This is a genomic window from Pseudomonas sp. GW822-FHT04C11 (genome assembly GCF_058800905.1).
In genome coordinates this window covers 230,507-251,166 of record NZ_JBXAMS010000004.1, presented here as the reverse complement: position 1 = coordinate 251,166, position 20,660 = coordinate 230,507, and the positions used below count along the sequence as shown (strand labels likewise).

The following is a 20,660-nucleotide window of genomic DNA, read 5'->3' as shown; positions in this document are numbered from 1 at the left end:
AGAGGTGAGGCTAAGCTTAAAGTTAACTTTAATGTCAAGCGTGGTAATGAGGTTCTGATGAAGATTGGTGAGTTGGCGCAAATGAGCGGCCTGAGCGCTTCGCGCATCCGGTTTTACGAAAGCCAGGGGTTGATCGGCCAGGTCCAGCGCTTGGCCAACGGTTATCGGCGCTACCCGGCAGAGGTGCTGCAAACCCTGCAAATCATCCAGTGTGCGCAGCAGGCCGGGTTCAGCCTGGAAGAGCTCAAGCAGTTGCTCACCAGTCCAAAGCAGGGTGAGCTCAGGCACGACGAACTGGTGTCGAGCCTTGAGCACAAGGTCGGACAGATCGAAGAGATGCAACAGCATCTGGCGCAGAGCAAGGCGAAGTTGCTGGGCATGATCGAGACCATCAAGGACCGGCCTGAGGGGATGGCGTGTTCGGAGAACGCCGAGCGCGTGCTGGCGACGCTCAAGCACCACTGATGCGTTCAGTTCTGATTGGTGCAACCGTCGGCAGAGACTGGAGACGAGGGTTTCGAAGTCTTCGCGCTGCGATGAGCGAGCAACTGATGCGCCCGTGGAACGGTGCGTAAAGAGCCAAGGGTTTGCCGTAACCATTGCAGGTCACGCCGCGGTCTGCGTGGGACAGGTTTAGCGCGAGCCTTGCCCAAGAGAGCGATAAACACGTTGTTCAAAGTCTCCGCACTATCAAAACCTTTGAGCTTTCTCAGCAGTTTCCCGTTGCAATAGCACAACACCGTGGGGGTGCCGCTGACCTTGGGGTGACGGGGGGATTCGGCTGTATTCAACATGTAAAACTCGGCGCGATCTTTATAGGCCTCGGCCGTCGCCCGAAATATCGGCCCGGCAAACTCACAGGCGTAGCAGTGCTGACTGCCGAAATACAGGACAACCGGGAGATAGGTCTTCAATGTCCGGCGGTATTGCGGCGCCAGGGTAATGGGAGCGGTTTTTGGATTCACGGAATACTCCTTTGCACAGAAAACGTTGGGACAAGTACGTATTCAACATGATCGGAACGTGAGAGCTGTTCGTGCCGCGTTCACTGGCAAAGACCTAAAGACTAAAAGAAGTTGCGAGTTCGAACGGGTCCGTCAGGAGAATTGACGGACCGCCGTCAAGCCACAGCGTCATTCAGAGCCGTTTGAGCACCACATCATCAAAGCGCGACCCGAAGACGCCGCTTGCACCATCGTTTGCCAGCAACTCGACTTCCATGTGCTGAGTGTCAGCTGGAGCAGAGAAGTGAAGTTCTTTTTCAGTCCAGTGCATGCCGCCGCCCAGATCGAGTTGTTTGCTCTGCTTGGAGGGATGCATCACGACCGTTGCCTGGCACGCTGAACCACTGTCCGTTTTCATTTTTACGGAAAACTTGAAATCTCCCCCGCCTTCGAACGTAACGCGCTGAGTAATTTGGGCATAAACCTGCAAGGCACAGTACCCCTCGGAATACTCGACCTTCGCTGGCGAGTTAGGTGTCCAGTGCTCTCCCTTCCGTGAAAAATCACCATTGAGCAGCAAATTATTTTCTGCGGGTTGTAGGGGCATTTGGAAACTCCTGTAAGTGGGTGTTACGCGAAGTTGATCATCACGACTCAGCGACATCTGAAAGGCCTCTGAAGTCGGGGTAAAAAGATTGAGCGCCAGAAACAAGCAACCTACAACTGTCAGATCTGACAGGTCAGGTACAAAAGTCGACGAACGGTGGTAGCAGAGTGGATGGTGGTTTTCATGACACGTATCGGCTCGCTCGCCCTCAATTGGGGCCCAACTACCCGTGCCTGTAGCCAACGGTAGCGCTTGTGTGCTGCGTCGTTTGGTAACGCCTTTTTTGTGCTTTCACATATCCCGTTGATTCGATTCACATTTCATTTGCCTTGGGATTTTCCGTTCGGGCTATGGCACACTTTCTGCTGTCTATTCCGTTGTTACATACCATGTTCCGGTATAGCGGAATAAACATCATCCTGGAGTGCCCGTCATGCAGCGTCGACTTTCCTTGTTTACAGCGTGTGTTTTTCTCTTTGCGGCCACAGCCTCTGCCGTGGGCATTGCCCAGGCGGCGGACAGCAGGCTCGACAATGTGTTGAAGCGCGGGCATTTGATCGTGGGCACGGGCAGCACCAACGCGCCGTGGCACTTCCAGGGCGCAGACGGCAAATTGCAGGGTTTTGATATCGACATCGGGCGGATGGTCGCCAAGGGTTTGTTCAATGACCCGAGCAAGGTCGAGTTCGTGGTGCAGTCGTCAGACGCGCGGATTCCGAATTTGCTGACCGACAAGGTCGACATGAGCTGCCAGTTCATTACCGTCACCGCCAGCCGTGCGCAGCAAGTGGCGTTCACCCTGCCGTACTACCGCGAAGGCGTTGGCCTGCTGTTGCCGGCCAACAGCAAGTACAAGGAAATCGAAGACCTGAAGGCGGCCGGCGACAGCGTCACCGTGGCGGTGCTGCAAAACGTCTATGCCGAAGAACTGGTGCACCAGGCGCTGCCCAAGGCCAAGGTTGACCAATACGACAGCGTCGACTTGATGTACCAGGCAGTGAACTCCGGCCGTGCCGACACCGCTGCCACCGACCAGTCTTCGGTCAAATACCTGATGGTGCAGAACCCTGGCCGCTATCGTAGCCCGACCTACGCCTGGAGCCCGCAAACCTACGCCTGCGCGGTTAAGCGCGGCGATCAGGACTGGCTGAATTTCGTCAATACCGTCTTGCATGAAGCCATGACCGGCGTTGAGTTCCCGACTTACGCGGCGTCCTTCAAACAGTGGTTTGGTGTCGATCTGCCGTCCCCGGCAATTGGCTTCCCTGTCGAATTCAAATGATCCCGTGAGAGTGGGGCGCCCATAACGCGCCCCGCTCAAGGTACTGCTGACCATGAACTATCAGTTGAACTTTGCCGCCGTCTGGCGCGATTTCGACACCTTGCTGGCGGGGCTCGGCCTGGGTCTTGAACTGGCGTTGGTGTCGATCGCCATCGGTTGCGTGATCGGCCTGCTGATGGCGTTTGCTTTGCTCTCAAAGCACCGCGCATTGCGGGTGCTGGCGTCGGTGTACGTGACGGTGATCCGTAACACGCCGATTCTGGTGTTGATTCTGCTGATCTACTTTGCGCTGCCGAGCCTGGGTATCCGGCTGGACAAGCTGCCGTCGTTCATCATCACCCTGTCGTTGTATGCCGGGGCGTACCTGACCGAAGTGTTCCGTGGCGGGTTGTTGAGCATCCCCAAAGGCCTGCGTGAAGCCGGGCTGGCGATTGGTCTGGGGGAGTGGCAGGTCAAGGCGTACGTCACCGTGCCGGTGATGTTGCGCAACGTGTTGCCGGCGCTCTCGAACAACTTCATCTCGCTGTTCAAGGACACCTCGCTGGCGGCGGCGATTGCCGTGCCGGAGCTGACCTATTACGCGCGCAAGATCAACGTCGAAAGCTACCGGGTGATTGAAACCTGGCTGGTGACGACAGCGCTCTATGTTGCGGCCTGTTATCTCATCGCGATGCTGCTGCGTTACCTCGAGCAGCGTCTGGCGATTCGCCGTTAGGAGCGCCCCCATGTACGAGTCCCCAAGTTGGTTGCATGAGTTATGGGTCGCCCGCGACACCCTCTGGTCGGGCTTTTTGACCAGTGTGCAGTGCTCTGTCCTGGCGATCATGCTGGGTACCCTGATCGGCATCGTTGCCGGGCTGGTGCTGACCTACGGCACGCTATGGATGCGTGCACCGTTTCGTTTTTACGTCGACCTGATCCGTGGCACGCCGGTGTTTGTGCTGGTGCTGGCCTGCTTCTACATGGCGCCCGCACTGGGCTGGCAGATCGATGCGTTCCAGGCCGGAGTGCTGGGGCTGACGCTGTTCTGCGGTTCGCACGTTGCCGAGATCGTTCGCGGTGCGTTGCAAGCATTGCCACGTGGGCAGATGGAAGCGAGCAAGGCCATCGGCCTGACGTTTTATCAGGCCCTCGCTTACGTGCTGTTGCCTCAGGCGTTGCGGCAGATTTTGCCGACCTGGGTCAACTCGTCGACCGAAATCGTCAAGGCCTCGACCTTGCTCTCGGTGATCGGTGTGGCCGAGTTGCTGCTGAGTACCCAGCAGATCATCGCCCGGACCTTCATGACCCTGGAGTTTTACCTGTTTGCCGGTTTTCTCTTTTTCATCATCAACTACGCCATCGAATTACTCGGCCGGCATATTGAAAAGCGGGTGGCCTTGCCATGACTCAAGCTCAAGTTTCGACACAGAACGCTAGCCAGGCCCTGCTGGAGATTCGCGATCTGCACAAGCAATACGGTCCGCTCGAAGTGCTCAAGGGCGTCGACCTGACCATGCAGCGTGGCAACGTGGTCACGCTGATCGGTTCCAGCGGCTCGGGCAAGACCACGCTGCTGCGCTGCGTGAACATGCTCGAAGAGTTCCAGGGCGGGCGGATCCTGCTCGATGGCGAGTCCATCGGTTACCACGAGGTCAACGGCAAGCGTGTGCGTCACTCGGAAAAAGTCATTGCCCAGCATCGGGCGATGACCGGCATGGCGTTCCAGCAGTTCAACCTGTTTCCCCATCTCACGGCGTTGCAGAACGTCACCCTTGGCCTGCTCAAAGTCAAAAAGCTGCACAAGGACGAAGCGGTGGTGCTGGCGGAAAAATGGCTGGAGCGTGTCGGCCTGCTGGAACGTCGCGATCACTATCCGGGTCAGTTGTCGGGTGGTCAGCAACAGCGCGTGGCGATTGCCCGGGCGATCGCGATGAACCCGAGCCTGATGCTGTTCGACGAAGTGACGTCGGCACTCGACCCGGAACTGGTCGGCGAAGTATTGAACGTGATCAAGGGCCTGGCCGAGGATGGCATGACCATGCTGCTGGTGACCCACGAGATGCGTTTTGCCTTTGAAGTCTCGGACAAGATCGTCTTCATGAATCAGGGGCGAATCGAAGAACAGGGGCCACCCAAGGAGCTGTTCGAACGCCCGCAATCTCCGCGTTTGGCGGAGTTTCTCAAGAACACGCGTTTTTAATATTCAATATCGAATCAGGAGAAACACCCATGAGCATTACTCGTTACGGCACTGGTAGCACCGCCGGTGGCGGTCAGCCACGTCCTTTCGCCCGCGCGGTCGAAGCGGATGGCTGGCTGCATGTGTCTGGCCAGGTGCCAGCGGTGGACGGCGAAATCATTGCCGGCGGGATCGTCGAGCAGACTCACCAGACCATGCGCAACCTGATCGCGATCCTCGAAGAAGCCGGCTATGGCCTGGAAGACGTGGTGCGTACGGGCGTATGGCTGGAAGATCCACGGGATTTCTGGAGCTTCAACAAAGTCTTCTCCGAATACTTCAGCCCGGAACACGCACCGGCCCGCGCCTGTGTGCAGGCGAACATGATGGTCGACTGCAAGGTCGAGATTGATTGTGTGGCGTATAAGAAGAAGGCCTGAACCGAGGTGGCCCCATCGCGGGCAAGAGCTAGGCGCCCGCGATGAGGGCCTAACGGTCGCGACCTCACTCTGGTTAAACTCCCCGGCGAATTTGAATGAGAACCCACTGACATGACCGAAGACACCATCAAGCGCCGGGCTCGCGGTCTGGACCGGGCGTTCGATATCCTCGATTTCCTCAAGGAAATTGGCCAGCCGCTGCGCCCGAACGATATCGCCAGCGGTATCGGCAGCCCGAAATCCACGGTCTACGAACTGGTCGCGTCGCTGCTTGAACGACGGATTCTCGAACCGGTGGGCAAGGAAGGTCACGTCTATCTTGGCCGGCAACTGTACTTTCTGGGGCAAGCGCATTTGCGCCATTTCGACCTGAGCCGCGAGGCCGATCATGCCTTGCAGGAAATCGTCAGCCAGACCCGCGAAACCGCGCAGATGTGCCTGCTCAACGGGCGCAAGTACACGGTGGCGCTGATGAAGGAGGGCGAACGGCATTTCCGCATTTCGTCGGACATTGGCGAGAACGCGCCGATCCCGTGGACCGCTTCCGGGCGCTTGTTGCTGGCGCACTTGAGTGACCAGCAAATCGTCGACCTGATCGATGAAGAGGACTTCATCCTGCCTGATGGCGAACGCCTGCCGCTGGAGCGTTTTCTGGCGGAAATCCGTCAGGCCGCTATCGACGGATTCTTCTCCTTCGACAGCGTCGCCGACACCTTTACCCATTGCTTCGCCGCCCCGGTGAAAGACCCGAGTGGCGTCGCCATTGCGACCCTGTGCATCGTCGCCCCAAGGGCCGATGCCAAGAACAATTACAACGACTATCGCCGGGTGCTGATCGAAAGTGCGAACAACCTGGCCCGTCGCATCAACGAATAACAGTGGCCGTTCGCGGCCGCGTGTGAGGAGTTAGAACATGTCTTCTGCCTTGAACATCGCCGCCGTGGAAAAGGGCGCCGGCCAACCCGGCGCCAACCTGGTGCGTGACGTCAGCCTGCCGGCGCTGGTGCTGCACCGCGAAGCGCTGGAGCACAACATTCACTGGATGCAGGCATTCGTCAGCCACAGCGGTGCCGAGCTGGCGCCGCACGGTAAAACCAGCATGACCCCGTCGTTGTTTCGTCGCCAACTGGAGGCGGGCGCCTGGGGCATTACCCTCGCCACTGCGGTGCAGACTCGTGCCGCCTACGCCCATGGCGTGCGCCGGGTGTTGATGGCCAATCAGTTGGTGGGGGCGCCAAACATGGCGCTGATCGCCGAGTTGCTGGCAGATCCGTCTTTCGACTTTTACTGCATGGTCGATCACCCGGACAACGTTGCCGACCTCGGGGCATTTTTCGCCGCGCGCGGTCTGCGCCTGAACGTGATGATCGAGTACGGCGTGGTTGGCGGCCGTTGCGGCTGCCGCAGCGAAGCCGAAGTGCTGGCACTGGCTGAGGCGATCAAAGCGCAGCCGGGGTTGGCATTGACCGGCATTGAAGGCTACGAAGGGGTGATTCATGGCGACCAGGCGGTCAGCGGCATCCGCGAATTTGCTGCATCCCTGGTACGCCTCGCGGTGCAGTTGCAAGACAGCGGCGCTTTCGCCATCAGCAAGCCGATCATCACCGCGTCGGGGTCGGCCTGGTATGACCTGATCGCCGAGTCCTTCGAAGCCCAGAACGCCGGCGGGCGTTTCCTCAGCGTGCTGCGCCCGGGCAGTTACGTGGCTCACGACCATGGCATCTACAAGGAAGCGCAATGCTGCGTGCTCGATCGTCGTAGCGACTTGCATGAAGGCCTGCGTCCGGCGCTGGAAGTCTGGGCCCATGTGCAGTCGTTGCCGGAGCCGGGGTTTGCGGTGATTGCCCTGGGCAAGCGCGATGTAGCGTATGACGCGGGGCTGCCGGTGCCGTTGCTGCGTTACCGGGCGGGTGTGCTGCCAGCGATCGGTGATGACGTCAGTGCCTGCACAGTGACGGCGGTGATGGATCAGCATGCGTTCATGACGGTCGCGCCCGGGGTTCAGTTGCGTGTGGGCGACATCATTTCCTTCGGTACGTCTCACCCGTGCCTGACCTTCGACAAATGGCGCACCGGTTGCCTGGTGGATGAGCAGTTGAACGTCATCGAAAGCATGGAAACCTGCTTTTAAGGTTTGAGACCGAGGCGCGGCCATCGCGAGCAAGCTTTGCTCCTACGCGTTTGTGCTGAGCGTAGGAGCAACGCTTGCTCGCGATGAGGCCCTACCAGACAACACCGAAACCCCAGAGAGCCCACAACCATGAACACCCTCAGCCCTCTCGGCCCCGACACCCCGCGCATTGCGCTGATCGGCGAGTGCATGATCGAGTTGCAGCAGCGTGCCGACGGCAGTTTGCAACAGAGTTTTGGCGGCGACACCCTGAACACCGCGGTCTACCTGTCTCGTGAAATGGGTGATGGGGCCACGGTGGATTACGTCACCGCGCTGGGCGATGACAGCTTCAGCGATGCCATGTGCCAGAGCTGGTCCGAAGAAGGTATCGGTCTGGGCATGGTCCAGCGACTGCCGGGACGTTTGCCCGGTTTGTACTGCATCCAGACCGATGCGTCGGGTGAACGTCGTTTTCTCTATTGGCGCAACGAAGCCGCCGTGCGCGATTGCTTTACCACGCCGGCGGCGGCACCGATTCTTGCGGCGCTGGCGGATTACGATGTGCTGTATTTCAGTGGCATCACCCTGGCGGTGCTGGGCGAAGCAGGGCGTAAAAAGCTCATCGAGACACTGATCGAAGCCCGTCAGCGGGATGCGCGGATCGTCTTTGACAACAACTATCGGCCACGTCTGTGGAGCAGCGTCGAACAGGCTCGGACGGCGTACCGGGAAGTCTTGCCCTATGTCGATCTGGCACTGCTGACAGTGGATGATGAACAGGCGTTGTTCGGCTTTTCCGATGAGGCGGCGGTGTTCGCCGCCTACGAGCAGATCGGCATACCGGAAGTGGTGCTCAAGCGCGGCGCCGAGCCGTGTCTGATTCGCTGTGACGGTGAGTCGTTCGAGGTTCCGGCGTTACGCGTCGAGCGGGTGGTGGACACCACGGCGGCGGGGGATTCGTTCAGCGCGGCGTATCTGGCCAGTCGGCTCCGTGGCGCAAGCCCGGCAGAGGCTGCAGAAGCCGGGCATCGGTTGGCGAGCCGGGTGATCCAGGTGCCGGGGGCACTGATCCCCAAAGATTGAAATACAGTCAATGTGGTGAGGGGGCAAGCCCCCTCACCACAGGACCCCCTCTGTGTTCTCAATCGCGGTAAAACACCTGCACCAGGTGATAACCAAACTTGCTTTTGATCGGCCCATGCACGACACGCAGCGGTTTCTTGAAGATCACCGCATCGATGGCGCCAACCATCTGCCCGGGCCGAACTTCGCCCAGGTCACCTCCGCGTTTGCCAGACGGGCAGGTGGAATACTTCTTGGCCAGCACATCAAAGGCTTCACCCTTGGCGATACGTTGTTTGAGCTGTTCGGCCTCTTCGGCGGTTTTCACCAGAATATGGCGGGCTTGAGCTTTCATTGGGGCAGTTACCTTGGAGCGGTGGTGGCGGCGGGGCGCGATTATGCCTCAAATCATCCGGTTCGGCGGATCATGTGGCGAATCTTGCCGGCCAGTTGTTCAAGGGTGAAGGGCTTGGCCAACAGGTCCATGCCCTCGTCGAGAAAACCCTGACGTTCGGCGGCTTTTTCCGCGTAGCCGGTCATGAACAGCACGTTAAGCCCAGGTCGATGCTGACGGGCGATTTCCGCCAGTTGCCGGCCATTCATGCCGGGCAGGCCGACATCGGTTACCAGCAGATCGATACGCAGGTCAGACTCCAGCAGCGGCAGGGCGTTTTTGGCATCTTGCGCCTCATGGGCGATGTAGCCCAGTTCGTTCAGCACATTGAGCACCAGCATACGCACCGCAGGGTCGTCTTCGACCAGCACCACCGACTCGCCCGCCGTTGCATAGGGGCTGCCCAGGCTGACTGCCGCCAGCGAGCTGTGCTGAGGCGCGTTGTGCAGGCGTGGCAAATACAGGCGCACCGACGTGCCTTGTCCCGGCTCACTGCTGAGGGTCACGTGGCCGCCGGATTGCTGGGCGAAGCCATAAATCATCGACAACCCCAACCCGGTGCCCTGGCCGATGGGTTTGGTGGTGAAGAACGGATCGAAGGCCTTGGCCAATACGCGCGGAGTCATGCCGGTACCGTTGTCGCTTACGCCGAGCATCACATAGTCACCGGCCTTGACCGGCTCAAGGGTGCTGATGTCGTTGCCATCGAGGTAGCTATTAGCGGTCTCAATCACCAGCTCGCCGCCCTCAGGCATTGCATCGCGGGCGTTGATCACCAGGTTGAGCAGGGCGTTTTCCAGTTGGTTGGCATCGGTGTTGACCGGCCAGACTTCCGGTGCCAGCTGAAACTTCAGTTCTATATGCTCGCCCTTGGTGCGGCGCAACAGCTCTTCGAGCGAACGCACCAGCGTGTTGGGCTCGAGCGGTCGACGGTCCAGCGATTGTCGGCGGGAGAATGCCAGCAGCCGGTGAGTCAAGGCGGCAGCCCGATTGGCTGACGACACGGCCGCATCGGCAAAGCGGCCGATCTCATCGCTACGCCCATCGGCAATGTAGCGCTGCATCAGGTCCAGGCTGCCAATAATCCCGGTCAGCATGTTGTTGAAGTCGTGGGCGATACCGCCAGTGAGTTGGCCGACGGCTTCCATTTTTTGGGCATGGCGCAACGCATCTTCGGCGCGTTCACGCTCAAACATCTCGTTTTGCAGGCGATGGTTGGCTTCAGCCAGTGCCTTGGTGCGTGTGTCGACCCGTTCTTCCAGCGTCTCGTTGAGGTTGCGCAGGGCTTCCTCGGTCTGTTTGCGCTCGGTTTCGTCGATCACGAAAATGTAGAAGCCATTGACCGCACCGTCAGAACCAAAGCGTGGCAGGTACTTCATCAGTGCGTAACGCGGTCGGCCGTCGCGGTGCGGTGAATAGGCCTCGAAACTGCAGGCTTTGCCCGCCAGCGCGGCGCTGATGTGTTCGACGCGGGTGGCATAGAGTTCGTCGCCGAGAATTTCGCGAATGGTTTTACCGTACAGCTCCTGCGGGGTCATGCCGTACCAGTCCAGGTACGCGCTGTTGTTCAGGCGAAAGCGTTGTTCATGATCGACATAGCCGATCAGCACCGGCATGGCGTTGATGATCAGCTGCAGCTCGGTCTGGCTTTGCCGTAACGCTTGTTCGGTGTGCTTGCGCTCGGTCAGGTCCAGAGCGGCACCGAGAAAACGCAGGGGGCGACCGTGGTGATCCTTGTAGCAGCGGCCTCGGGCAAAGACCCAGCGCACTTCGCCACTGGCTTGCAGCAGTCGGTATTCCTCGGCGTATTCGCTGCCATGGCTGATGCAATGCTTGATGCTGCGGGCGACCATGCCCCGGTCTTCCGGGTGCACGCCGTTGAGGTATTCGGTGATGGGCAGTTGGCTGGCCAGTGCCGGATCAACACTGTGCAACTGGGCGAAGTGAGCATCGGCAATAAAGCGATCTTCGCCGATATCCCAATCCCAGGTGCCCACCGCGTCGGTGGCGGCGAGGGCCAGTTGCAGGCGCTCTTCGGTTTCGTGCTGGGCCTTGAGACTGGCCTCCGAGCGTTGTTTGAGCTCCAGGGCGATGCGTCGGCGCTCATTGGTTTCAATGGCAGTGACCAGGATCCCGGCGACCTGCCCGCGTTCGTCACGAATCGGGCTGTAGGTCAGGTCCAGCCAGACATCCGATTCGCCGCCATCGCGCTGCAGGCTGAAACGCTGCTCGCTGTAGGAACGCACTTGGCCTTGTAAGACAGCGCTATAAATGGGGTCGGTGAAGTCTTTAAGTTCTGGCCATGTCTGGTGCGTGGGTTGTCCGAAAGCCTGCGGATGCTTGTTGCCGGCCAGCAGCGCAAAGCCGTCGTTGTAGATCTGCGAGAGCTCTGGTCCCCATAACAACAGCATGGGCATGGGCGAGTGAATCACGATGTCCACGGCGGTGCGCAGGCTTTGCGGCCAGTGGCTGGCAGAGCCCAGCGGGCTTTGTGTCCAGTCGATTCGGGCAATCAAGGCCTGGGCGTCGCTGCCGGTAGGGGATCCGTTCATCAAGGGTTCCTGCATCATGTCCGTGCTACATATCGGTACTGGGGCATCTACTATGCTTCGAAGGAGTAGACGCTCGGACGCGTGAAAAGTGGCGTGCCTTGGCAATTTTCGTTCAATGGAAGGCTCAATGGATATTTTTTTGCCATGGACATTCACTCGCTGCTAAGAATGCTGGCCAGCCAGGATGGCTCGGATCTTTACCTATCGACTGGCGCACCGCCTACCGGGCGCTTCAAAGGGGTACTGCGAGCACTGGCCCATGAAGTGTTCAAGCCCGGCGAGATCGCCCTGATTGCCGAGGCCCTTATGGACGTCGAGCAGCGTGCAGAGTTCGACCGCGAGCTGGAAATGAACCTGGCGGTTTCTCTGGTCGGAGTCGGGCGCTTTCGCGTCAACATCTTCAAGCAGCGCAATGACGTGTCGATCGTGGCGCGCAATATCAAACTCGATATCCCGCGCTTTGAAGACCTCAAACTGCCGGCCGTGCTGCTTGAGACGGTGATGCTCAAACAGGGACTGATGTTGTTCGTCGGCGCCACGGATTCGGGCAAGTCGACATCGCTGGCAGCGTTGATCGATTACCGCAATCGCCACAGCAGCGGGCACATCATCACCATCGAAGACCCGGTGGAGTATATCCATAGCCATCAACAGTCGATCATCAACCAGCGTGAGGTGGGCGTCGATACGCGCAGCTTTCATGCCGCCTTGAAGAACACCCTGCGTCAGGCCCCGGATGTGGTGCTGATCGGTGAAATTCGCGACCGCGAAACCATGGAGCATGCATTGGCTTTCGCCGACACCGGGCACCTGGTGCTCTCCACCTTGCACGCCCACAACGCCAGTCAGGCGCTGGACCGGATCATCAACTTTTTCCCGGAAGAACGCCGTGGGCAGTTGCTCAATGATCTGGGTAACAACCTCAAGGCCTTCGTTTCCCAACGTCTGGTACGCACCCGCGATGGGCAGCGCCGGGCGGCGGTGGAGGTGATGCTGGGTACGCCAACCATTGGCGATCTGATACGGCGCAATGAGCTTCACCAGCTCAAGGAGATCATGGAAAAGTCGGCAGAGTCGGGAATGAAGACGTTTGATACGGCGTTGTTCGATTTGGTTGTCGAGGGCGCGATCGATGAAGAAGAGGCGTTGAAATTCGCCGATTCGGTGAATAACTTGCGCTTGCGCCTGAAGTTGCACGCGGACAGTGTGCCGAATGCCACCCCCCCATCCACCGAAACCGGTGAATGGGGGCTGATGGACTGACATTCCCCCTACGCGGATTTTTAGTTCGCCAGCTCCGGTCGATCCCGAAATTGCTCCAGCGCTTCGGGGTTGGCCAGTGCATCGGTATTTTTCACCGGCTGGCCGTGCACAACATTTCTGACGGCCAGCTCGACCACCTTGCCGCTGATGGTTCGCGGTATATCCGTCACCGCGACGATCTTCGCCGGCACATGCCGAGGCGTGGTATTGGCGCGGATGACCTGGCGAATCTCCTGCTCAAGTTTTTCGTCCAGCGTTACGCCGTCACGCAGGCGCACGAACAACACCACGCGCACGTCATCCTGCCATTGCTGGCCGATGGCGACCGAGTCCAGTACCTGATGAATTTTTTCCACCTGACGGTAGATCTCCGCGGTGCCGATGCGTACGCCGCCAGGGTTGAGCACTGCGTCGGAGCGCCCGTGGATCAGCCAGCTGCCATTGGGCCGTTGTTCGGCGTAGTCGCCCTGAGCCCAGACGCCCGGAAACTGGCTGAAATAGGAGGCGCGGAGTTTTTCCTGCTGCGGGTCGTTCCACAGGCCGATCGGCATCGCCGGGAAGTGCCGGGTGCAGACCAGTTCGCCTTTTTCACCGATCACCGGCTGACCGGCCTCATTCCAGACTTCAACCGCCATGCCCAGGCCCTTGCACTGCATCTCGCCACGGCGGACTGGCAGAACCGGATTACCGGCCAGAAAGCAGGAAATGATGTCGGTACCCCCGGACATCGACGACAGGCACAGATCGCTTTTGAACTCGCGATAAACGTAATCGTAGCTTTGCGGCGACAGTGCCGAGCCGGTCGAGAGCAGGGCTTTCAGGCTGCCCAGGTCGTGGCTGAGACGCGGCTGGATCTCATTGCTTTCCAGTGTCGCGAGGTATTTCGGGCTGGTGCCGAAGACACTGATGGCTTCGCTGTCGATCAGGTCGATCAAGCGTTGCGGGCCGGGGTGGAAAGGCGAGCCGTCGTACAGCACCACGCTGCTGCCGACCGCCAATGCCGAGACCAGCCAGTTCCACATCATCCAGCCACAGGTGGTGTAGTAGAACAGTCGGTCGTCAGGCCCGAGGTCGACGTGCAAGCCGTGTTCCTTGACGTGTTGCAGCAGCACGCCACCGACGCTGTGAATGATGCATTTCGGCACGCCGGTGGTGCCGCTGGAGTAGAGAATGTACAGCGGATGCGCGAAGGGCACCGCGACGAACCCGGGCTCGCCGCCTGGGCGATAAAAACTGTCCCACAACGCGACGTTGGCTTGGGTTTTGTAATCGTCAACGCGGGCCTGTGGCCGGGCATAAGGCACGATGATCAGTTGCTGCAGCGATGGCAGGCGCTCGAGGATTTCGTTGACCTTGGTCGTCTGGTCGATTTTCTTGCCGGCGTAGCGATAACCGGCGCAGGTGATCAGCACTTTCGGTTCGATCTGGCCGAAGCGGTCGACCACTCCATGCGTGCCGAAATCCGGTGACGAGCAGGACCAGATCGCTCCCAGGCTGGTAGTTGCGAGCATGCCCACCAGGGTCTGCCAAGTGTTCGGCATGCACGCCGCCACCCGGTCACCCTGGCCGACGCCAGCGGCTCTCAGGCTTTTTTGCAGGCCGGCGACGTGTTCGGCCAGCTCACGGTAACTCAAGCTTTCGCGCTGGCCATTCTCGGCGATGGCAATCACCGCGATTGCGTTATCGCGACGACGCAACAGGTGTTCGGCAAAGTTCAGCGTGGCGCCGGGAAACCACTCGGCGCTGGGCATCTGCGGGCCCTCACGCAGCACCGTGCTCGGTGGCTGGTGAAACCTGATCTCGAAAAAGTCGACGATGGCCTGCCAGAAATCTTCGCGCTGATCGATGCTCCATTGGTGCAGGGCGGGGTAGTCCGCGAGTGTCAGGTTGTACCGCTGATTGCTGAAGCGGCGGAAGGCATCCATGCGGGTCTTGCCGATGCGTTCGGCGCTGGGTTGCCAAAGAACTTCTGACATGATTGGCCTCTTTTTTTCTTAATACACGCTCACTGGCTCTTGTGGCGAGGGAGCTTGCTCCCGCTGGGTCGCGAAGCGAGCCCAAACTGGCTGGCGCGTTCTTCCAATGGCAACGCGTTCATCATTTTACGACTGCTGCGCCCGAACGCGGACCGGCCGACGTGAGCAAGCTCCCTCGCCACAGCGGCTGACTAGCCTTTTACTGCGCCAGCCACCCGCCATCAATATTCCACGCCGCGCCACGCACCTGGCTGCCGGCTTCACTGCACAGGAACAGCACCAGTTCACCCAGTTGTGACGGGGTCACGAATTCCAGCGACGGCTGCTTCTCGGCCAGCAAATCATGTTGCGCCTGTTGTGGGTCGACTCCTGCTGCGGCGCGGTCGTCTATCTGTTTCTGCACCAGCGGCGTCAGTACCCAGCCGGGGCAGATGGCGTTGCAGGTGACGTTGCTGGTGGCGGTTTCCAGGCCGACCACTTTGGTCAGGCCGATCACCCCGTGCTTGGCAGCGACGTAGGCGGCCTTGCCCACCGAGCCGACCTGGCCGTGTACCGAGGCGATGTTGACGATCCGTCCCCAACCTTTGGCACGCATGCCTGGCAGGCTGAGACGGGTGCTGTGGAAGACCGACGACAGGTTGATCGCAATGATCGAATCCCAGCGCTCCACGGGGAAGTCTTCCACCGCAGACACATGCTGGATGCCCGCGTTGTTCACCAGAATATCGACGCCGCCGAACTCGCGCTCGGCGTAGGCGATCATCTCGGCAATTTGCGCAGGGTCACTGACATCGGCCGGGTGATGCCCGACCTTGCCACCAAACTGCTGCACCTGCGCGATGACCGTGGAGGCATCGCCGAAACCATTGAGGATCAGGTTGGCGCCGGCCTTGGCCAGGCTCAGTGCGATGCCCAGACCGATGCCGCTGGTGGAGCCGGTGACCAATGCGGTTTTGCCCGAAAGAGTTGTCATGAATGCCTCACACAATGCCGGTGGCGTAGAAAGTACCGATGACTACGAAGACCGCCAGGGTCTTGATCAGCGTAATACAGAAAATGTCTTTATAGGCTTCGCGGTGGGTCAGGCCCGTTACCGCGAGCAAGGTAATGACGGCGCCGTTGTGCGGCAGGGTGTCCATGCCGCCACTGGCCATGGCCGCGACCCGGTGCAGCACTTCCAGCGGAATGTTCGCCGCATGAGCTGCCGCGATGAAGTCATTGGCCATCGCCGCCAGGGCGATGCTCATGCCACCCGAGGCCGAACCGGTGATACCCGCCAGCAGGGTCACGGTGATCGCTTCATTGACCAGCGGGTTGGGGATGCTTTTCAGCCAGTCGGCCAGTACCAGGAAGCCGGGCAACGAGGCGATGACCGCGCCAAAACCGTATTCCGATGCAGTGTTCATCGCCGCCAGCAAGGCGCCGCTGACCGCGCTTCTGCTGCCCTCGGCGAGCTTGCCGCGGATCGCCTGGAATCCGAACACCAGCACCATGATGATGCCGACCAGCAACGCCGCCTGGACCGCCCAGATCGCGGTGAGCTTGGCGATTTCGGTGGTCACCGGCGCGGCCATGCCCGGCAGGCTCAGGCTGTGGGTCTTGCCGTACCACAGCGGAATCCAGTGGGTGAACAGCAGGTTCATGATGCCCACCAGCAGCAATGGCGAAAGCGCGATCCACGGATTGGGCAGCTTCACGTCTTCGGCGGTTTCCGGCTCGTTACGCAGCGTTGTGCCGTAGCCTTCACCGTTGCGCTGGGCTTTATTGCGCTGACGCTGGAGGAACAGCATGCCGGCGCAAAAGACGAAAATCGTGCCAATCAAACCCAGCCACGGCGCAGCCCAGGCGGTGGTGTTGAAGAAGGTGCTGGGGATGATGTTCTGGATTTGCGGGGTGCCGGGCAGGGCGTCCATGGTGAAGGAGAACGCGCCGAGGGCGATGGTCGCCGGGATCAGCCGTTTCGGGATATTGCTCTGACGGAACATCTCCGCGGCAAACGGATACACCGCGAATACCACGACGAACAGCGACACACCGCCATAGGTGAGCAGGGCGCAGACCAGCACGATCACCAGCATCGCCTGGCGGGTGCCGAGCAGGCGAATCGCAGCAGCGACGATCGAACGTGAGAAGCCCGACAACTCGATCAGCTTGCCGAACACCGCGCCGAGCAGGAACACCGGGAAGTACAGTTTGACGAACCCGACCATTTTCTCCATGAACACGCCGGTGAAGGCGGGCGCAACGGCAGAGGGGTCAGTGAGCAGGACCGCGCCAAGGGCGGCAATCGGAGCGAAGAGAATGACGCTGTAGCCACGGTAAGCAGCCAGCATCAGCAGCGCGAGGGCTGCCAAGGCAATGATCACACTCATGGTGTGTCTCCTGGATTGTTATTTTTTTTGGGGTGGAGCGGGTGTGGAGGGGGCTATAGCGAGTTTTGTGCCAACTTGTTAAGTTATTGATAAGTAAGGATATTTTTATATACGGCGATAACTCTTAAAATATTCGTCTCTGTTTTGAGATTGTGCTGTTCGAGTTGACGCCATCGCGGGCAAACGGAACGCCGCCCGGCCGCTCCTACAGATTTTGTGCCGATCGCGGATGATGCGTACACCCGAAACCTGTAGGCGCAAGGCTTGCCCGCGATGGCCGCGACGCGGTTTCAAGGCATGTCTATAAACAGAGACAAGCATCTCTTTATAGAGACTCGGCAATCCCCAGCGCCACCATCTTCTTGTACAGCGTCGAACGCCCCAGCCCCAGCCGCGCCGCCGCGTCGATCACCTTGCCACCACAATGCGCGAGCGTACTTTCAATCAACTGCCGGTCGAAGCGTTCGCGTGCGGCACTGAAGGTCTCGTTGGCATGGGTTTCAATGGCCAGTGATGCGCAACGCTGTACCGGCACAAAACTGCCAATCGCCGCGCGAATTTCCGCAGCATTGAGGATCAGGTCATCGCTGAGCAAAGCGGCCCGTTCCAGCACGTTGCGCAGTTCACGAATATTTCCTGGCCAGGCGTGTTGGCCGAGCAACTCCAGGGCCTGGCTGTCGAGCTCATGCTGACTGCGCAGCTCTTCCAGGATCGCTTCGCTCAGGGCCGGCAGGTCGTCGAGGCGCTCGCGCAGGGGCGGCACCTGGATCGGCAACACGTTGAGGCGGTAATACAGGTCGGCACGAAACTCGCCGCGTTTGATCGCCGCTTCGAGGTCGGTGGAGGTCGCGGCGATCACCCGTACGTCGCTCTGGATCACTTCGTTGGAGCCGACCGGTTCGAATTCTTTTTCCTGCAATACCCGCAGCAGTTTGCTTTGCAACGGCAGCGGCATGTCGCCGATTTCGTCGAGAAACAAGGTCCCGCCCTGAGCGATCTGCAGCTTGCCGGAGCGGCCCTTGCGATTTGCACCGGTGAAGGCGCCAGGCGCGGTGCCGAAAAATTCGGCTTCGAGCAACGCTTCGGGGATCGCCGCGCTGTTGATGCTGACGAAGGCTTTGTGCGCCCGTGGCGAGGCCCCATGAATCGCCTGGGCCAGCAGTTCTTTGCCGGTGCCGGTTTCACCCAGCAACAAGACCGGGGATTCGGTGCTGGCGCTACGTCGGGCGCGGCGTTTGACCTCCAGGCTGGCGGCGCTGGTGCCGATGAAGTGGGCGAAGGTGTACTTGGCTTGCCGGGCCCGCAGCAGCGAACGCGTGGACGCAAGCTCTTCCTGCATGCTCAGGTAACGCTTGAGCATCGGCGACAGGCTGCGCAGTTCATCGAACAGTGCGAAGCCGATGGCGCCGATCACCGCACCGGTGTCATCGTGAATCGGCAGGCGCATCACCACCAGCGGTTCTTTGGACGTGTCCTGCATGTCCAGCAGGATCGGTCGACCGGTACGCACCACCTCGCGCAACAGGCTGCCGGGGATCACGCTTTCGCAAGGCCTGCCGATTGCCACTTCAGCTGACGCCAGACCGAAGCGCTTGGCATAACGTTCGTTCATCCAGACGATGTTCGCGTCGCGGTCGACGATCACCGTGCCTTCGCTGGATTGCTCGATGATCTCGAACAGCGAGCGGATCGCCAGCATGCGCACACGTTGGTAGTCCTTGAGGCTTTCGGTGGTGTTCATCGGTGTCGTGTCCAGAATGTGTGGTGTCTGTTCGGGCGTCATCGCGGGCAAGCCTTGCTCCTACAGGTCCGCGCCGATCCCAATAATGGGAACGATACAAAAACCGTAGGAGCAAGGCTTGCCCGCGATGGATGCGACGCGGGCAAACGACATGTGCGCGATCATACCCAGCCCGGATGCGCTGCGGCCAACAGCTCTTTGGTATAGGGGTGCTGCGGTGCGGCGAACACGTCATGGCTGGCGCCGCGTTCCACGACTTTACCGTCCTTGATCACGATCATGTCATGGGCCAGGGCGCGAATCACTGCCAGGTCATGGCTGATAAACAGGTAGGTCAGGCCGTATTTTTCCTGAAGCTGGCGGAGCAGGGCGACCACCTGTTTTTGCACCGTGCGATCAAGTGCCGAGGTCGGTTCGTCGAGCAGGATCAGCGCGGGCTTGAGTACCAGGGCGCGGGCGATGGCAATCCGTTGGCGTTGGCCACCGGAGAATTCGTGCGGGTAGCGGTGGCGGCTTTGCGGGTCAAGGCCAACCTCTTTCAGCACCTGAATGACCTGGGTCTCGCATTCGGCAGCGCTTGATTGGCTGTGGACTTCCAGCCCTTCGCTGATGATCTGTGCGACTGACATTCGCGGGCTGAGGCTGCCAAACGGGTCCTGAAAGACTACCTGCATCTGCTTGCGCCAGGGCCGCAACTGTTTCTGGTTCAGGCTGTCGAGCGCCTCGCCCTGAAAGCGGATGCTGCCGTCGGAGTCGAGCAGGCGCAGGATCGCCTGACCGAGGGTGGATTTGCCGGAACCGGATTCGCCAACGATGCCCAGCGTCTTGCCACGTTGAATACTCAGGCTGATGCCGTCGACTGCATGCAGCCAGGTTTTGCGCTGGAACAATCCGCCGCCCAGCGGAAAGCGCACATTGAGGTCGTTGACATCCAAGACCACTTCACGCTCGTCACGAGGCAGGGGTTCGCCTTCCGGTTCCGCGTTCAACAGCAGGCGACTGTAGGGATGTTGCGGGTGGTTGAAGAGGCGCTCGCACTCGGCTTGCTCGACGATTTCCCCAGCGTGCATGACGCAGACACGCTGGGCGATGCTGCGCACCAGATTGAGGTCGTGGCTGATCAACAGCAGCGACATGCCCAGGCGTTGTTGCAGTGATTTGAGCAGCCGCAGGATCTTGCGCTGTACCGTCACATCGAGCGCGGTAGTTGGCTCATCGGCGATCAGCAACTCGGGTTCGCAAGCCAGCGCCATGGCGATCATTACCCGTTGCCGCTGGCCACCCGAGAGCTGGTGCGGATAGGCCTTGAGGCGCTCTTCGGGTTTTTTGATGCCCACCAGTTCGAGCAGCTCAAGGGTGCGCTTTTGCGCCGCCTTGTCACCCAGTCCCTTGTGCACCAACAGGGTTTCGCCAATCTGCTTTTCGACGCTGTGCAACGGATTGAGGGAGGTCATCGGTTCCTGGAAAATCATCGCGATGCGATTGCCGCGCAATGCTCGCAGGGTCGCGATGTCCGCGCCAATCAGTTCCTGGCCACGATAGCGAATGCTGCCCCGGGTTTCGGTGCCGCCGTCAGGTAGCAGTTGGAGGATCGATTGGGCGGTCACCGATTTGCCCGAGCCGGATTCGCCGACCAGCGCCAGGCACTCGCCGGGACGGATGTCCAGGCACACATTGCGCACTGCAGCCTGACCACTGAAGGCCACGTTGAGGTCACGGATTTCGATCAGGTTGTCATTCATATTCAATGTCC

Annotated in this window: 19 protein-coding genes; 10 read left to right on the top strand and 9 right to left on the bottom strand. The window is 59.9% G+C overall.

Annotated elements, in window-relative coordinates:
• Positions 1–57 precede the first annotated feature (57 nt).
• On the top strand, positions 58–465 hold the full coding sequence (locus AC1RJ3_RS08965) for a MerR family transcriptional regulator (protein ID WP_054596799.1): 408 nt from the start codon (positions 58–60) through the stop codon (positions 463–465).
• Positions 466–470: 5 nt separating this feature from the next.
• Here AC1RJ3_RS08965 and AC1RJ3_RS08960 read toward each other — a convergent pair whose 3' ends face one another.
• Both AC1RJ3_RS08960 and AC1RJ3_RS08955 read right to left on the bottom strand, forming a co-directional pair.
• On the bottom strand, positions 471–965 hold the full coding sequence (locus tag AC1RJ3_RS08960) for a thioredoxin family protein (RefSeq protein WP_493078478.1): 495 nt from the start codon (positions 963–965) through the stop codon (positions 471–473).
• Between the two features lie 172 nt (positions 966–1,137).
• Positions 1,138–1,551 carry a carbohydrate binding domain-containing protein gene (locus AC1RJ3_RS08955; RefSeq protein WP_493078476.1) on the bottom strand — a complete coding sequence of 138 codons (414 nt, stop codon included), beginning with the start codon at positions 1,549–1,551 and terminating at the stop codon, positions 1,138–1,140.
• A 433-nt stretch (positions 1,552–1,984) separates the two neighbouring features.
• Here AC1RJ3_RS08955 and AC1RJ3_RS08950 point away from each other — a divergent pair, with 433 nt between their 5' ends.
• The 8 genes from AC1RJ3_RS08950 (at position 1,985) to kdgK (ending at position 8,630) form a co-directional block, all read left to right on the top strand.
• Positions 1,985–2,833, top strand: a complete 849-nt coding sequence (locus AC1RJ3_RS08950; RefSeq protein ID WP_054596801.1) for a transporter substrate-binding protein — start codon at positions 1,985–1,987, stop codon at positions 2,831–2,833.
• Positions 2,834–2,885: 52 nt separating this feature from the next.
• Complete coding sequence (locus AC1RJ3_RS08945) at positions 2,886–3,548, top strand: amino acid ABC transporter permease (protein WP_054596802.1); 663 nt, start codon at positions 2,886–2,888, stop codon at positions 3,546–3,548.
• A gap of 10 nt (positions 3,549–3,558) precedes the next feature.
• Entirely contained in the window at positions 3,559–4,221 is a 663-nt protein-coding gene (locus tag AC1RJ3_RS08940; RefSeq protein WP_054596803.1) for an amino acid ABC transporter permease, read from the top strand.
• Positions 4,218–5,015 (top strand): amino acid ABC transporter ATP-binding protein, encoded by a 798-nt coding sequence (locus tag AC1RJ3_RS08935; RefSeq protein ID WP_427531596.1) that lies wholly within the window; start codon positions 4,218–4,220, stop codon positions 5,013–5,015. Before AC1RJ3_RS08940 ends, AC1RJ3_RS08935 begins: the two co-directional genes overlap by 4 nt.
• A gap of 29 nt (positions 5,016–5,044) precedes the next feature.
• The gene (locus AC1RJ3_RS08930; protein WP_054596805.1) at positions 5,045–5,434 is read left to right on the top strand and encodes a RidA family protein; all 390 of its coding nucleotides are present in this window, start codon (positions 5,045–5,047) and stop codon (positions 5,432–5,434) included.
• 111 nt (positions 5,435–5,545) lie between these two features.
• Positions 5,546–6,310 (top strand): IclR family transcriptional regulator, encoded by a 765-nt coding sequence (locus tag AC1RJ3_RS08925; protein ID WP_493078472.1) that lies wholly within the window; start codon positions 5,546–5,548, stop codon positions 6,308–6,310.
• Between the two features lie 37 nt (positions 6,311–6,347).
• On the top strand, positions 6,348–7,565 hold the full coding sequence (locus tag AC1RJ3_RS08920) for an amino acid deaminase (protein ID WP_493078470.1): 1,218 nt from the start codon (positions 6,348–6,350) through the stop codon (positions 7,563–7,565).
• Positions 7,566–7,694: 129 nt separating this feature from the next.
• Positions 7,695–8,630: a 2-dehydro-3-deoxygluconokinase gene (gene kdgK / locus AC1RJ3_RS08915; protein ID WP_054596808.1), complete on the top strand. Its 936-nt coding sequence runs from the start codon at positions 7,695–7,697 to the stop codon at positions 8,628–8,630.
• 58 nt (positions 8,631–8,688) lie between these two features.
• On the opposite strand, the gene AC1RJ3_RS08910 is transcribed toward kdgK, so the two are convergent.
• Complete coding sequence (locus AC1RJ3_RS08910) at positions 8,689–8,964, bottom strand: peptidylprolyl isomerase (RefSeq protein WP_019690952.1); 276 nt, start codon at positions 8,962–8,964, stop codon at positions 8,689–8,691.
• A gap of 53 nt (positions 8,965–9,017) precedes the next feature.
• A complete protein-coding gene (locus tag AC1RJ3_RS08905; protein ID WP_493078467.1) occupies positions 9,018–11,555 on the bottom strand; it encodes a PAS domain-containing hybrid sensor histidine kinase/response regulator in 2,538 nt (845 codons plus the stop codon).
• Between the two features lie 144 nt (positions 11,556–11,699).
• On the opposite strand from AC1RJ3_RS08905, the gene AC1RJ3_RS08900 reads away from it, so the two are divergent.
• The gene (locus tag AC1RJ3_RS08900) at positions 11,700–12,818 is read left to right on the top strand and encodes a PilT/PilU family type 4a pilus ATPase (RefSeq protein ID WP_493078465.1); all 1,119 of its coding nucleotides are present in this window, start codon (positions 11,700–11,702) and stop codon (positions 12,816–12,818) included.
• Between the two features lie 20 nt (positions 12,819–12,838).
• Here the strand turns inward: AC1RJ3_RS08900 and AC1RJ3_RS08895 are convergent, their stop codons facing one another.
• The 5 genes from AC1RJ3_RS08895 to AC1RJ3_RS08875 all read right to left on the bottom strand — a co-directional run bounded on the left by AC1RJ3_RS08895 (position 12,839) and on the right by AC1RJ3_RS08875 (position 20,649).
• A complete protein-coding gene (locus tag AC1RJ3_RS08895; protein WP_493078463.1) occupies positions 12,839–14,794 on the bottom strand; it encodes an acetoacetate--CoA ligase in 1,956 nt (651 codons plus the stop codon).
• A gap of 199 nt (positions 14,795–14,993) precedes the next feature.
• On the bottom strand, positions 14,994–15,767 hold the full coding sequence (locus AC1RJ3_RS08890; protein ID WP_123583858.1) for a 3-hydroxybutyrate dehydrogenase: 774 nt from the start codon (positions 15,765–15,767) through the stop codon (positions 14,994–14,996).
• 7 nt (positions 15,768–15,774) lie between these two features.
• Positions 15,775–17,166 (bottom strand): GntP family permease, encoded by a 1,392-nt coding sequence (locus AC1RJ3_RS08885; RefSeq protein WP_477773559.1) that lies wholly within the window; start codon positions 17,164–17,166, stop codon positions 15,775–15,777.
• A 325-nt stretch (positions 17,167–17,491) separates the two neighbouring features.
• Positions 17,492–18,907, bottom strand: coding sequence for a sigma-54 interaction domain-containing protein (locus AC1RJ3_RS08880; protein WP_493078646.1), 1,416 nt, complete (start codon positions 18,905–18,907; stop codon positions 17,492–17,494).
• A 161-nt stretch (positions 18,908–19,068) separates the two neighbouring features.
• A complete protein-coding gene (locus AC1RJ3_RS08875) occupies positions 19,069–20,649 on the bottom strand; it encodes an ABC transporter ATP-binding protein (RefSeq protein ID WP_493078460.1) in 1,581 nt (526 codons plus the stop codon).
• Positions 20,650–20,660: the final 11 nt, after the last annotated feature.

What these genes read in the sequence shown, in the direction of transcription:
- AC1RJ3_RS08965 (WP_054596799.1), top strand. Translation starts at nt 58, where the DNA reads ATGAAGATTGGTGAGTTGGCGCAAATGAGCGGCCTGAGCGCTTCGCGC.
- AC1RJ3_RS08955 (WP_493078476.1), bottom strand. Translation starts at nt 1,551, where the DNA reads ATGCCCCTACAACCCGCAGAAAATAATTTGCTGCTCAATGGTGATTTT.
- AC1RJ3_RS08950 (WP_054596801.1), top strand. Translation starts at nt 1,985, where the DNA reads ATGCAGCGTCGACTTTCCTTGTTTACAGCGTGTGTTTTTCTCTTTGCG.
- AC1RJ3_RS08945 (WP_054596802.1), top strand. Translation starts at nt 2,886, where the DNA reads ATGAACTATCAGTTGAACTTTGCCGCCGTCTGGCGCGATTTCGACACC.
- AC1RJ3_RS08940 (WP_054596803.1), top strand. Translation starts at nt 3,559, where the DNA reads ATGTACGAGTCCCCAAGTTGGTTGCATGAGTTATGGGTCGCCCGCGAC.
- AC1RJ3_RS08935 (WP_427531596.1), top strand. Translation starts at nt 4,218, where the DNA reads ATGACTCAAGCTCAAGTTTCGACACAGAACGCTAGCCAGGCCCTGCTG.
- AC1RJ3_RS08930 (WP_054596805.1), top strand. Translation starts at nt 5,045, where the DNA reads ATGAGCATTACTCGTTACGGCACTGGTAGCACCGCCGGTGGCGGTCAG.
- AC1RJ3_RS08925 (WP_493078472.1), top strand. Translation starts at nt 5,546, where the DNA reads ATGACCGAAGACACCATCAAGCGCCGGGCTCGCGGTCTGGACCGGGCG.
- AC1RJ3_RS08920 (WP_493078470.1), top strand. Translation starts at nt 6,348, where the DNA reads ATGTCTTCTGCCTTGAACATCGCCGCCGTGGAAAAGGGCGCCGGCCAA.
- kdgK (WP_054596808.1), top strand. Translation starts at nt 7,695, where the DNA reads ATGAACACCCTCAGCCCTCTCGGCCCCGACACCCCGCGCATTGCGCTG.
- AC1RJ3_RS08910 (WP_019690952.1), bottom strand. Translation starts at nt 8,964, where the DNA reads ATGAAAGCTCAAGCCCGCCATATTCTGGTGAAAACCGCCGAAGAGGCC.
- AC1RJ3_RS08905 (WP_493078467.1), bottom strand. Translation starts at nt 11,555, where the DNA reads ATGAACGGATCCCCTACCGGCAGCGACGCCCAGGCCTTGATTGCCCGA.
- AC1RJ3_RS08900 (WP_493078465.1), top strand. Translation starts at nt 11,700, where the DNA reads ATGGACATTCACTCGCTGCTAAGAATGCTGGCCAGCCAGGATGGCTCG.
- AC1RJ3_RS08895 (WP_493078463.1), bottom strand. Translation starts at nt 14,794, where the DNA reads ATGTCAGAAGTTCTTTGGCAACCCAGCGCCGAACGCATCGGCAAGACC.
- AC1RJ3_RS08890 (WP_123583858.1), bottom strand. Translation starts at nt 15,767, where the DNA reads ATGACAACTCTTTCGGGCAAAACCGCATTGGTCACCGGCTCCACCAGC.
- AC1RJ3_RS08885 (WP_477773559.1), bottom strand. Translation starts at nt 17,166, where the DNA reads ATGAGTGTGATCATTGCCTTGGCAGCCCTCGCGCTGCTGATGCTGGCT.
- AC1RJ3_RS08880 (WP_493078646.1), bottom strand. Translation starts at nt 18,907, where the DNA reads ATGAACACCACCGAAAGCCTCAAGGACTACCAACGTGTGCGCATGCTG.
- AC1RJ3_RS08875 (WP_493078460.1), bottom strand. Translation starts at nt 20,649, where the DNA reads ATGAATGACAACCTGATCGAAATCCGTGACCTCAACGTGGCCTTCAGT.